The sequence below is a fragment of the Gillisella vitis genome (assembly GCF_001541345.2).
GTDB lineage: Bacteria > Pseudomonadota > Alphaproteobacteria > Rhizobiales > Rhizobiaceae > Allorhizobium > Allorhizobium vitis.
This window is the reverse complement of the sequence record NZ_LMVL02000007.1, coordinates 222,877-235,256: the sequence shown is the minus strand read 5'-3', so window position 1 is coordinate 235,256 and position 12,380 is coordinate 222,877. Positions and strand designations below refer to the sequence as shown.

General features: G+C 56.2%; 12 protein-coding genes and 3 pseudogenes. 6 read left to right on the top strand and 9 right to left on the bottom strand.

The genetic code is table 11. The annotated features are described in order from the left end of the window. The 5 genes from ASB66_RS26580 to ASB66_RS22095 form a co-directional block, all read right to left on the bottom strand. The coding region (locus ASB66_RS26580) for an ethanolamine ammonia-lyase subunit EutB (RefSeq protein WP_206781797.1) at positions 1–705 on the bottom strand (705 nt) is incomplete at its 3' end. A gap of 22 nt (positions 706–727) precedes the next feature. Beyond that, positions 728–1,924 carry an NAD(P)/FAD-dependent oxidoreductase gene (locus tag ASB66_RS22110; protein ID WP_060716893.1) on the bottom strand — a complete coding sequence of 399 codons (1,197 nt, stop codon included), beginning with the start codon at positions 1,922–1,924 and terminating at the stop codon, positions 728–730. Positions 1,925–2,057: 133 nt separating this feature from the next. Next, the gene (locus ASB66_RS22105) at positions 2,058–2,855 is read right to left on the bottom strand and encodes an amino acid ABC transporter ATP-binding protein (protein ID WP_060716894.1); all 798 of its coding nucleotides are present in this window, start codon (positions 2,853–2,855) and stop codon (positions 2,058–2,060) included. 3 nt (positions 2,856–2,858) lie between these two features. Then, on the bottom strand, positions 2,859–3,602 hold the full coding sequence (locus ASB66_RS22100; protein ID WP_060716895.1) for an amino acid ABC transporter permease: 744 nt from the start codon (positions 3,600–3,602) through the stop codon (positions 2,859–2,861). A 9-nt stretch (positions 3,603–3,611) separates the two neighbouring features. Continuing rightward, positions 3,612–4,499 carry a substrate-binding periplasmic protein gene (locus tag ASB66_RS22095; RefSeq protein ID WP_411910140.1) on the bottom strand — a complete coding sequence of 296 codons (888 nt, stop codon included), beginning with the start codon at positions 4,497–4,499 and terminating at the stop codon, positions 3,612–3,614. A 178-nt stretch (positions 4,500–4,677) separates the two neighbouring features. Between ASB66_RS22095 and ASB66_RS22090 the strand changes: the two genes are divergently transcribed. Then, a complete protein-coding gene (locus tag ASB66_RS22090; RefSeq protein ID WP_411910139.1) occupies positions 4,678–5,358 on the top strand; it encodes a GntR family transcriptional regulator in 681 nt (226 codons plus the stop codon). A 176-nt stretch (positions 5,359–5,534) separates the two neighbouring features. On the opposite strand, the pseudogene ASB66_RS27195 reads toward ASB66_RS22090, so the two are convergent. Next, positions 5,535–5,646 (bottom strand): annotated as a pseudogene (locus ASB66_RS27195) (integrase); the annotation flags it as partial. Positions 5,647–5,878: 232 nt separating this feature from the next. On the opposite strand from ASB66_RS27195, the gene ASB66_RS22085 reads away from it, so the two are divergent. Continuing rightward, entirely contained in the window at positions 5,879–6,127 is a 249-nt protein-coding gene (locus ASB66_RS22085; protein WP_234614358.1) for a hypothetical protein, read from the top strand. Positions 6,128–6,145: 18 nt separating this feature from the next. After that, on the top strand, positions 6,146–6,313 hold the full coding sequence (locus ASB66_RS26335) for a hypothetical protein (RefSeq protein WP_156545304.1): 168 nt from the start codon (positions 6,146–6,148) through the stop codon (positions 6,311–6,313). Between the two features lie 322 nt (positions 6,314–6,635). Here the strand turns inward: ASB66_RS26335 and ASB66_RS22075 are convergent. After that, positions 6,636–7,040: pseudogene (locus ASB66_RS22075) on the bottom strand (sugar O-acetyltransferase); the annotation flags it as partial. Positions 7,041–7,106: 66 nt separating this feature from the next. Here ASB66_RS22075 and ASB66_RS22070 point away from each other — a divergent pair. Together ASB66_RS22070 and ASB66_RS22065 are read left to right on the top strand one after the other, a co-directional pair. After that, positions 7,107–7,517, top strand: coding sequence for an SDR family oxidoreductase (locus ASB66_RS22070; RefSeq protein ID WP_081088952.1), 411 nt, complete (start codon positions 7,107–7,109; stop codon positions 7,515–7,517). Between the two features lie 61 nt (positions 7,518–7,578). Next, the gene (locus ASB66_RS22065; protein WP_060716900.1) at positions 7,579–8,670 is read left to right on the top strand and encodes a hypothetical protein; all 1,092 of its coding nucleotides are present in this window, start codon (positions 7,579–7,581) and stop codon (positions 8,668–8,670) included. Between the two features lie 210 nt (positions 8,671–8,880). Here the strand turns inward: ASB66_RS22065 and ASB66_RS22060 are convergent, their stop codons facing one another. Both ASB66_RS22060 and ASB66_RS22055 read right to left on the bottom strand, forming a co-directional pair. Beyond that, positions 8,881–10,134, bottom strand: a complete 1,254-nt coding sequence (locus ASB66_RS22060; RefSeq protein ID WP_060716901.1) for a type II toxin-antitoxin system HipA family toxin — start codon at positions 10,132–10,134, stop codon at positions 8,881–8,883. Beyond that, entirely contained in the window at positions 10,127–10,438 is a 312-nt protein-coding gene (locus ASB66_RS22055; RefSeq protein WP_060716902.1) for a helix-turn-helix domain-containing protein, read from the bottom strand. Before ASB66_RS22055 ends, ASB66_RS22060 begins: the two co-directional genes overlap by 8 nt. A 262-nt stretch (positions 10,439–10,700) precedes the next feature. Between ASB66_RS22055 and ASB66_RS22050 the strand changes: the two are divergent. Continuing rightward, positions 10,701–12,246: pseudogene (locus tag ASB66_RS22050) on the top strand (hypothetical protein). Positions 12,247–12,380: the final 134 nt, after the last annotated feature.

Here is a 12,380-nt window from a genome sequence, read left to right as displayed (position 1 = left end):
GCTCGCGAAGAACTGCGTAGCTTTTTTAAGAATGTCCCTCTCCTCCTTGAGGATACGGTTTTCCAGGCGCAGCCGCTCATTCTCACGGGCCAGATCGGCCTGTGGCTCCGTTACCAGATCTGTCGGGCGATAGTGAGAAATCCACTTGCCAAGCGTCGACTTGCCCACCCCCAAATCCGCGGCAATCCGTTCCCGTGACAGCCCGCTGGTCAGCGCAATCCGAACAGCCTCTCGCTTGAAATCTTCAGTATGTTTAATCATCTCGCTGGTCTCCTGATCCAAGCTTAAAACGCTCAGGTGACCGGCACAATTCCGTGACAAGTCCAGTTTCGAGACCGCTGCGACCATCTCCGGGGTAAGGCCGGCTCCAAGCCTGGCCAGACGCGCAGGCGTCGCATGGTACGACAGCAGCCAATTGCGGAAATCTCCGACACACATATGGGCGATCGGGGAGAAGGCTGCGGCATCGTGGGTATCGACGATCAAGCGCGTCACTTCATCATCATCGTAAGGTATCATCTGTTTTGTCAGAAAGGATTTCAATGGCACCTCCGCGAGACATATTCTCGCCGCCGCAGTCTCTTCCGCCGAGCCTGCAGCTATGCCTGCCAACAGATCACCGGACCGCAATAGCGAGGCTTTCGCCATCAGTTCCTTCAGATCCCGAAACACCCAGGTCTGGTTTCCAAGGATGGTCTTGTACATATCGAACAGCTCCCCGGTCCGGTCAGGCGGCAAGAATGAAGCTAACCATGCGGGCAGTCCGTGGGGCCAAGGTCAGGCCGATATGACCGTGCCCGAATGCGAACACGATATCCTTGCCGCCTTTCGAAGGCCGGATGACAGGCACGGAGTCGGGCATTGACGGCCGAAATCCCATCCACGTCCGGCTCGGTTCGCCAAGATGTGGGAACACACGCCGGGCGTTGGAAAGCAGAAGGTCGATCCTCCTCCGGTTCGGGGGGGCAGCCAATCCGCCGAGTTCGACCGTGCCTGCAACGCGCAGTCGCCCCTCCATCGGGCAGAAGTAGAAGCCATGATGCGTGGGGCAGACCGGACGTTCTACCGGTGCCGTCTGCATATCGAACTCAAGGTGGTAGCCACGTTCGGTGTCGAGGGGGACCGGGTCCCCGATCTGACGAGCGAGACGGCCTGAATGGGCCCCCGCCGCGATCACAACCGACCGAGCCTGTATCTCGTGCGTTGTGGACATGATCTTCACCCCATTTGCCTCGCGCGCGATCGCACTTACCGCAGATCGGATAAACTCCACCCCCGATTGTCGTGCCGCCGCCGCGATCGCGTCCATGACCCGTCCCGGATCGGTGAAGTTGATCGCGTTCGGAAAGAACAGTCCACCGCCTTCAATCTCTGGGAGGTTCGGCTCCAGGCTGCGGATCTCGTATGAGCTTAAAAGCTCCTGCGAAATCCCATAGTTCTGTCGCAATGCTATATCCGATGACGCAGCCTTGAAGGCCTCGGTTGTCTGGTAAAGGTAGAGGCAGCCCTTTGCGCTCAGCAAGTCGGATACGCCGATCTCGGACGCCAGCGTCAACCAGGACGAAGATGCATCAGACAACAGGTTGGCAATACGGCCGGTATTGTCCCGGTACCGATGGGGAAGGGATTCATAGGCAAACCGCATCAACCAGGGAAACAGCATCGGCAGCGCAGCCTTGCGGATGGACAGCGGACTATCGACGTTGAGCATCAGCGAGGCAAGGTTTTTGAGGACGGATGGCGTCCCAACCGGAATGATCGCGTAGTCCGCGATCGTTCCGGCATTTCCAAATGACGCGCCCGATCCCGGCTCATTCGGCTCGAATACAATAACCTCGCGCCCTTCACGTCGCATCTGAAGAGCGACTGCAAGCCCAATGACCCCGCCACCTATGACGGCGATATCTGTCGTTGTCTTTTTCATGGAATATGAATGCCTTCACGATGCTAAGTTGGCGCGGTACAGCACAGCGTATCGTACGGTCGCCTCGCCATTCTGATGTGGTTGGATGGGCGATACGGCAGCCATTGAGAACCGTATCGCCCGAAACCCGGTACTAGCCCGGGGATGCGTATCGAGAGACATAGGCTGCGGTACGAGCCTCTCGTGGACGGTCGAGCACGTCGGCGGCGGTTCCCTGCTCGACAATCTTTCCGCCGTCGATGAAGACGACCCAGTCCGATACTTCCTTTGCAAAGGGCAGTTCGTGCGTGACCAGGATCATCGTCATGCCGTCATTGGCAAGCTCCCGCATGACCCGCAGCATCTCGCCCGTCGATTCCGGATCGAGCGCGGATGTCGGTTCGTCGAACAGCAGCACCGTCGGCCCGAGCGCCAGGGCTCGCGCAATTGCAACCCGCTGCTGTTCGCCGCCCGACATCTGTTCCGGGTAGGCCAATGCCCGCTTTGCAAGCCCGACACGGGTCAGCAGCTTCACGGCTCTTTCGACAGCATCGCGCTCGCCGATACCGCCGGCATGCATCTGGGCAAGCACGACGTTCTCAACGGCGGTCAGATGCGGAAACAGATTGAAGCGCTGGAACACCATGCCTACGCGCTGCCGGAGCTTTGCGAGATTGCGGCATGTGACCATGCCGGCGGAAAAGATCGTCTCCTCCCCGATGCTGATCGTGCCTCGATCCGGACATTCGAGCAGATTGACGCAGCGCATGAGGGTGGTTTTTCCTCCGCCGCTTTGGCCGATGATGCTGACGATCTTGCCGGTCGGCACTTCCAGATCGACGTTATCGAGCACCATACGCCCATCGAATGATTTTTGTAGACCGGCGATTCTGATCGCGGGGCTGCCAGCCGATTGATTTTTCACCAGCGCGATGTTCGGCTTTATCGCCATGCTTCACACCCTCCCTTCGGTCAAAAAGGACTTGGCCAACGTGAGGCGTCGGCGTCTGGCCAGCGAGAGTGGAACGCCTGCATGGATCTTGCGCTCCAGAAGAAGCAGGCATTGCGAGACCGGGTAGCAGATCGCGAAATAGACGGCTGAAATGACAAGATAGACCTCGAGCGCACGGAAGGTCTCCGAAGCGATCAATTGCGCCTGCGTCATCAGTTCGGCAGCAGAGATCGTCACCAGCAAGGAGGTCGATTTGATCAAATCGACAAACATGGTGTTGGTGCCGGGAAGTGCGAGGCGCACGGCCTGCGGCAAAACAACATGGATGAAGATCTTTACCCGTCCAAGCCCCAGGGCTTCAGAGGCTTCCTGCTGCCCTCGATGGACCCCCGAGATCGCCGCACGAAAAATCTCGGACAGATAGGCCGCGTAAAACAACACAAGGCTCAAGACCCCCGCCTCGAACACTTCCAGCCTGATCCCGGTGGATGGCAGACCGAAATAGGTGAGAAAGATGATGGCAAGCAGCGGGATGTTCTTGAAGATTTCCGTGTAGAATGCAGCAGGTATCCCCAGCAGCCGCGAGCGATGCAATCGCATCAGGGCAAGAGCAAGCCCAAGCAGCGATGCGCCGATAAAGCTTGCTATCGTGTAGCCGAGGGTCTTCAACAGACCCCCGGCAATGTTTGCGCCATAGTCGCTCCAGGACACCTGAAACACGTCGGCCAATGAGGAGAACGCCGTCATGCCCCGCTCTCACTTTGCGACCGATGGAGGGGTCCAGTCTGCCGGCCGGTCTATACCGCGCCGCGCCGCCGCCATCTCAGGCGACGGCACCAGGAACTGCTTTGGATCGCCACCCCATTTGGTGATGAGGGCTGCGAGCGATCCATCCCTGTACATGGCGTCGATTTGCGCAGAGATTGCCTTTTCAAGCTTGGGTGCCTGCTTGGGAAGATAGAAGCCCGTCATGTAGGATTGGAAATATTTGTAATCGGGGTGGGCCGCTATCTCCTCCTTGGTCGGTGGCGTCATGTATTCGATCCGCACCTTCATATCGGGCCGCTGCTGTTGCTGGTAGGTGATCAGGAGAGGATCGAGGAAGCCGACATCGAGACGTCCGGTGGCCAGGTCCTGAAACACGCTATCGGCGCCTGGGAAGGTGCGCGGTGTGGCATTGGGAACCAGGGCGATCGACTTTGCCCAGACATAGCCCGTTACCGTTCCCAGATTCTTGCCCTCGAGGCTTTTCACATCGGAAAAGGTTTTCTCTCCGGCAACGGCCATGGCCGGCGGAGAATAGTATGGCGGGTCCGTGAACAGGCCGACCTTCTGACGTGCCTCAGACCAAGCGATGCCGCCAATGGTGATATCGGCACGCTGGTTCTGGACAGACGCCAGCATGCCTGGGAAGTCCGTGACGTTGACTTCGAGCTTGAGCCCTAGCTTTTCGGCAACCGCCGCCAAGATGTCACTGTCAAGGCCGACGAGCTTGTCGTCCTTCAATGCCGTGTAAGGCATGTAAGGCTGCACCGTGACAACCAGGATACCAGGCTTGAGCGTTTCCACGTCGGCTGCGTCGGCTGTTGCGGGTACGATCAGTCCCAGCGCCACAACCCCTATCGGCAGTCCGGCGAACACCATCCTGCCCTTCGACATCAGGCTTTTCAGTATTTCAGCAGAATTCATGATACACCCTCTCTGTTCTTATATATTGCTGATATATCGACAATATGCACATAGAAGACGGAGTCAAGAAGATTCGATGGCCGCCTTTTCGGGCGGTGTGAACCAAAGCGAAGCGACGAAAGATGAGTGGATGATGAACACGTTGGGATTCGAGACCGACTACGAAGAAGCGGAGCCCACGCTCGCTGAGCGGACCTATCTGAGGCTACGCGACGACATCATTACATCAGAGCTTGCCCCGGGAACGCTTCTGCGAGAATCGGAGCTGATGAAACGCCTCGACGTTGGTCGAACGCCCGTACGCGAAGCAATTCAGCGTCTTCAACATGACGGGTTTGTCGTCATCAGTGCCCGTCGAGGCACATTTGTAAGTACGATCGACATTCACGATCTAACGGCCATCTATGAGGCACGCGCGCGGATCGAATCCTGGGCCACGCGCTTGTCGGCAGAGAGATTGCGCGAATTCGAGCGACAGGAAGCCACCAAATTGATGGAGGAACTTCAGCAAGCGTCCGGCCCCATGGCCCTAGAGGACATTCTGGCGCTGGACCGAAAAATTCACCGGTTTATCTACAGAACAGCCAAGAACTCGTATTTACTCAATACGCTCGATCACTATCACAACCTGTCCTTAAGGATCCTGTACGTCTTCATGAAGCGCTTCCCTGTCCTTGTTCCACGCCTCGAGGACGTTCTTCATGATCAATTCCTGATGCTTCAGGCCGTATGTGCCGGCGATGCGGACCTAGCTGAGAAGATTGCCATGGATCATGTGATGAGCTTCGAGCGGGAGGTCAGGAAGGTCATCTGATCGATCCAAGGCGAAGACGGGGCAAACTTTAGAGCGCTGCGTATGCTTCTGTCCAACGCTGACGCGACCACCTGGTGCGGACGACCAAACTGGAGGCGCAAAGCTGATCGAGTCTTGAGAGAGGCTCTCTGAGCAAAAGGGCGCGGCCCTAAAACGTGCAAGGCCGCTCCCCTTAAGATCTCAGTCCGCTCGACCAATCCCAGTGCATCCTATATATCCAACGCCAAGATACCTGACCGTGTTTTCAATCTTGGTATGGCCAAGCAGGATCTGGATCGCTCGAAGGTTGGGTATCCTGAACGTATCAACGACGCGGAGCGCTACACTGGGCAAACTGAAGACGCTGTATGACACCCGCTTTGGGAAATCGTCTAAGAACCGGAAATTGTCAATCATCTCGGACTGTTGACCCTGTTGTTTTCCGCGCGGAACTGAGCCGGTTTTGGAGTGAACCCCTCGGGCTGGACCACGAGACCTGGAAAAACTGATACACTCTGCGGGCCTCAACCGGAGAAGGCTCATGAAGTCCCGAGGTCCATATCGACGGCATTCGACGCCGTTCAAGTTGCAGCTCTGCCAGGATATCCGAGACCGTGTTATCGGACGGCGGGACGCGCAGCGCACCTACGGCGTTTCGGCCAACCTCATCCAGCTATGGTTGACGCAGTTCGATCGCGGCGAGCTGAATGATGAGGAGGCAGAGGCCAGTGTCATTGCAGAATACGAGGCCCACATTGCGGCGTTCGAACGCAAAGACGGCCTTTCATAGGTGCGTGAAATCAAGATCATGGATGACCAGCTCGCCAAACTCGTGCAGAAGGTAGCCGAGCTGGCCGAATTGACCGATTATCTACGAGCAAAGCGCGACTGGGTCACGCGCGGCAATCCAGGTGATGAGCCGCGTTTTACCGACGAGACACTTTGCCTGGCTTCGACATGGACGGGCTTGCGATAATGTGTGGGCTATCGGCCGTATTTGCATAGCATCGCGCAGGATAGCGCGCCATAGCGCACAATTGGCGGGACTGACGGGTCGGGAGGGATTCGGATGCATCATAAACAATGTCAGCTTTTGGAATTTGGACAATGCAGCTCTACTGTCCGGTTCGAAGGCGCAAAGTTGCCGCAGCAATACGCACCTTCGCTTAGATAGGAATCGAATCGTCTGCCGATGTGAACCCCTTTTCATTTAGCCACCGGACCCTCAAAACGTTTTAAAACCCAGTGATTGTATGCCTCGATGACAACGCGAGTGACGAAAATGTAATGGTCTGAAATCAACTCTGTCTGACTGGCCGTGCCGGATTGCCAACGACTGTCGCTCCCGCCGCAACGCTACGAGTAACCACGGCTCCTGCGCCAATGATCGCGCCATCCCCGACAGTCACCCCGCCGAGTATAACGGCCCCGCCACCGATCCATACATCTTTGCCGATGGTGACTGGCCGCGCGCGTTCAAGGCCCGCCTTTCGTAGCATCATGTCGCGATGATGTTCGGGGCAGTAGATTTGGACGGCTGGGCCGAGCATCGTGCCGTCGCCGATAGAAACCGATGCGGAATCGAGAATGACGCAGCCAGAATTGAGGTACACGCCGCTTCCAAGTGAAATATTCATACCGTATGCGCAATGAAACGCTGCCTCGATAAAGGCTTCCCCAGGGGCGGCGAACAGCGCATTCAGGTTCTAAAAGAGCCGCCAACTTCAACTGATCGACCCAAACTCATTTCCTGCTGGTCTTGATGGAAAGTGAATAACCACCCTGCGATCACAATCTTTACAGTTGATGTAATCCGATATGGTGTTCCACTCGAGCCAATCCCTGGTTTGGCCACGTCCAACGCATTGAGGTCAGCGCTGGCCGGTTGGACAAAAACGCTGGCAACCGAGGTCGCGGAGGATGGCGTGACAGTAAATGTCGTGATTCCTGGACGCTTTGCGACCCTGCGTACCACACGACTGGACGCCTTGGATGCTGCTGAGCGTGGGGTTGACGCAAGCGTCATCGCCGCCGCAAGCCAGAATGAAATCCCGATAAGACGTTATGGGACACCACAAGAATTCGGAGAGGTGGTCGCCTTTCTCGCCAGCGATGAAGCAAGCTATGTTACAGGCATCGCCATGCCCGTCGATGGCGGGCTCAGCCGTGCGATGCTGTGATCCACTTGTCCTGATCCGACCTGTCGTTACTGTTAACGTTTGAAATGGAAAGACCACGAAATTGACGCCGACGCTTCATCTCCCCAACCGCCCGTTCTCGCTGGCATCCGATGTTATCTCGATCCCTCGCGCTTACTTCTGGTCTCCTCCCATTATCCTCGCGCTCGCGGCCTTTCTCCTTTTCTGGGAGGGACCAGGCGTCTATCGCGATTTCCTCATCAGCCAGAACCCAGTGGTGGTGGAGGACGGTGATATCCAGGATGGTCAATGCACGACGCGAAAAGCGATCCTCACCGACTGCAAGGCTCGGCTTGTCTATAACGTCAACGGCCAGAGCTACGACACGAAGGTCGACGTCATGTTCGTCGATTTTCATGTGGGCGACTATGAAACTGCACTGGTCATTTCGGCAGATCATCCAGAACTGGCAACGATAAGCCTTGGCCTAGACAAGCTCTGGAACCGCATCATAACGCTCGCAATCTTCACCCTTGCACTGGGCGGCTTGGGCATCGGCATGATTTTCCTGGCCCTGCGCATTTTAAGGGTTAAGAGCCAGTTACGCCGACCCGCCTTGCTCCAACCCGTGCCGGTGGAAATTACCGCCTTCGACCGCAAAAGCAACATTCTTTCCGTTACCTACAACGACAAGATCGCCACCGATAAAACTGGCAGATCCGCCTATACACGGATGGCACAGAGTGCCGAACCACTGATCGTCGGCGAAGCCAACGGCAAACTTTTGGGCTTGGCCGTCCGACACGGCAACACGTCCCTGCCCGTCCTTCTGGATGACCGCCTCCAGCGCGTTGCATTGACCGAAGACGAGCGAACCTCGGCACTGGCACCCTTCGCAGATCACGCCAGTATTGACGACACGCCAGCTATCCATCCGCCGAAAAAAACGATGTCGGCCTGGAAAGGCCTGCAAATTTTCTTCGGGACGTTGCTTTTGCTGATCGTCGGCCTGTGCGGTTTTTGGCTTTGGTATGTGACGACCTCACCCACACAATTTCAATCTCCTGGCATGGACATCAACAATATGATGCCTGCACCAATGAACCGCTGGGGCTGCGATCAGCTGAAGAAGCGCTTCGGTGAAGACAGAGCACCGTTCGGATGCGCCGCAGCAGATCACATGAGCTGGAAATGATGCCGGAGATTCAATTGATTAAAAGGTGGGAACTTGTAACTGTTAAGTCTTGACTGCAGTTGCTCCACTTTTTCATTTTCCGGTGCACCAGCCAACAACATTTGTGTTCTTGAAGTGCCTAAGTGGAGCGGGTGAAGGGATTCGAACCAGCGACTCGATCGGCACTTGTGGGCCACGAAACTGCTAACGAGTTACGCAAAACACCAATTGCTAATCCGCCCACGTGCCGAGGATCGGCGACATCAACTTTATGTGGGCGTCAATCCGTTCCAATACTTTATTGGGGAGGACAGCTCGTTCAGGCAGAGACCACCAAGACTGGTTGACGCGCTCGACCGTCTCCGTAACAGCCTTCAGCACCGCAGCTTCCGGCAGTCGCGCACGATGAGCGAAGACTTTCCATCGCTGGGCGTTCATTGCCTTGAACGGCCTTTCACCGGCCAGCGACAATGCCATGGCGTCCGACGGAATGTAAGGGACAGTCGAGAGCACATCATAGACTGGGGCGAGTGCCGGCTTGTCGCCCTTCCCATGATAAATCAGCGACCAATTCTTGAGGTGCATGTCGCCGTTTCCTGTCAGCGCAGCCAAAGCCAGTCGTCGGACGAACTCTAGGGCTGCCGCTGAAGAAACGGCGACCCCAAGAGCCGCGGCTATATCATGATAGGCGGCACCCTCATATTTTCGAGACGGATAGACGCCGAATACCTGAGCGAAATCTTCGATGTGGACGCGCTCACCACCGGCAACCCGATCGAAACGTTTGACGAGGAGGACTTTTCCCTCAGACAGCGTCTCAAACTCCGCCGGGACACCCTCGAATTGCGATTGTTCCACGAGCTCTCGTTCCGGCACGTCCATACCAATCGCTTCGGCCAATGCGAGATTGGCAAATTCATTTTCAGAAACACCGGGAAATGATGTCGATGGAAACTTGGCGATATATGAACCCTGCTCGTCGCCTAAGGGGATCGTCAGACCGCCGCCCTTGCCTGTGTTTTTGATGACGGAAAGTTTCATCTGCACACCGGCAAGTGAAAACCGGGCCTTTGACCTGGAGGCTGTCAAACCCTCACTATGAGCAACGGCCCCTTCGCTCGGCACAATTCGGACAGCCCCCGGCAGATCCGACCCGAGTGCTGCAAGCAAATCGAAATCATTTCCTGCTCGCACGCTACCTGAATGGTGCTTCTCCATCGCCTCGCGCAGTTTATCCTCTGGAAGAAGGTTCGCAAAGAACGATGGCAAAGCCCTTGCGACAGGCTTCGGGTCCTTCCGCAAACCCCCATGTGCCGCGCGAAATGACAGACTGAGCACTGGGAAACCACCCGTCTGACGATAGCTCTCCTCAAAGCTGAACGCGTTGAAGTCTCCCGGCGTCCTCACGATCATGCCTACCTTCAGGTCATTTAGCAGCACGTCAAGTGAGGTTATGGATCTTGGATCAAGATGCGTATTAGACATTGCCTTCACCATCGGGGCTGGCGACGAAAGCAGGAAGATCATCTTCGGCGCCACCTGGCTGCAGCAAAGCTTCAACCGCCGGGACCATAGCCTGCGGGATGAGCATCAGTTCCAGACCAAGCGCACGACCAATGTTGATCAGTGTGGTCGTACGGGCAGCGCTGGCTCCAGCCTCAATCTCGCGGTACCGCGGACGCGATATACCCGCCATATCCGCAACCTGCTCCTGGGTTAGGCCCAAAGTCTTGCGCGACGTCTTGAGCAGCCGCCCTATGTCCTGAAGAGCCTCCGAATCCCACTTCATTTGATACCTTAATGTTTCATATCTCTCACTATGATATGTTTACGTATCTCACGGTATCTACGCATGTCAAACTAAATGCCACGAATAAAGATCATATGACACTAAAAGATCTTCTTACAGATCAATTTTGTTTCCTCTACTGATAGGACGTTAGGCAATCTGCGCACCGAAACTGGAAGCCCACCCGCAATACACGCTTCTTTAAATGTCCGCTCCTACCCGCCCGCGCTCGGCACTGGTGCCGAGAAAACGGAATAAGAGCATGGCAAAACACGATCTTTCATCTCATCACTTTCAACGAAACATCTCGGATTACTGCGAGGTACGCATTGCGCCAATCGCCTCAAAGCGAATGCTGCAAAGCATTAGGACCTTTCTCATCGGTCTCGTCATCCATCGCCAGTTACCACCGATCGCCAATGGTCGTATGGACTGGACAGCAATCGGTCAGTCTTGCGGGATCGAAAACCAATTGACGGCCGATTGGAAGAAGGCGCTCCGTCCGGGGCTGGACGCGATTATCCGCTGGCCCGGAGAACCGCCTGCCGCCGAGGACATACAGTCGACGAAAACACGCACGAAATCGCGCAATACCGTTCAGCGCAAGGCTAAAACTGCGGCGTGTTCCAGACCGCGACAGATCCTCTCCGAAAAGCCCCCTGCACAATTACCGCCCGTACCCCGAGGGCCACCGCCGAAACCAATCAGTCCATTTCCTAAGCCATTGTTTGAGGCGACCGATGATCCGGCAAGTTTCCAGGATGCACTCCTCTATCACGTGCGCCGGTTCGGCGAGAGCTACTGGCAACTCTACCGCGTCGTCATTCGCCTGGGCGAGACGTTCGATGACAAGCTTCGAGATCCTATCCCGCATCGAGCAGCGTTATCGACTGGTGCAAGGCTATTTCAAGGCGAACTTGCCGCACCAATCCCGCTCCCTCTACGACCATGATATGGGTGACATCAGCGCTGCGGAACGTCGGCGTCTTGCATGGCATCTTCCAGGCGATTTCAGCAGCCTGTCGTTCTCTAAGCGGGAGGAAATCATCGAATGGGTGCGCAGGTTCATCATCTCGAGCTCGACTGACTATCGCCGCTACCAGGCGGCGGCGATTAAACAGCGCTATGCAATTCGGTTTCCAGGCGTCACCTATGGCGGCAGAGCCCTGTCGCCCCGATCGCAAATCAATCCAGACAGCACGAGCTAAAATACGGAAACCTTTGAAGATCCTGATCTCCTGTCAGGTGTCGTCGATGCACCGCCACGGCTGGCTATGGAGATGGTCGATCTGATCCGCTTCAAGACATCGACGCTGACGGCGATTGGGTTTCAACGCAACGGGGTATGGTACGAGGAAACGGCATCGCAGAAGGTCGAGCATTTCGGGCTGATGTTCGGGGCGCTCGCCGCTTCGCCCACCGGCATTGTCAAAGGGCGCGGTGTGCTGCTCTGTCCGGCGAAGGATTCCCGGCACCTTGTTCGTTAGGACGGTCAAAACAATCAGTCTGGACGCGGCATACGATTCCGCCAAATTCTATGAAGCCTGGCAAACCGTGATCCAACGCTATGGCATCTACAATCCCTATACCGGCCGCGGCGCCATGAAGGGGTTACTGCCGCACGGGCCGCATAATCTTCGGGATATTTTGGCAACGCATATCCTCAAACAGACCGGTTCTTACGAGCAGGCGAGCTATGCCATCCAGGACACACCGGATGTCCTTCGCAGCACTACGGCCGCTTCCTACCGCAAGATAAGGCCGCGCTTGCGGCGAAAATCCTCAATCAGGTTTGGGAAGCTGCATAGCCATTCGGATGAACAGCTGGTCCACATCGCCCATGACACTGCCATGGTCGTCTCCGCCTTGAAGGGATCTGAACCCACAGAAGGTATGTGACGGAATCGTGGCATTCGATCTATAGCCGGATTTGTATTCGCCA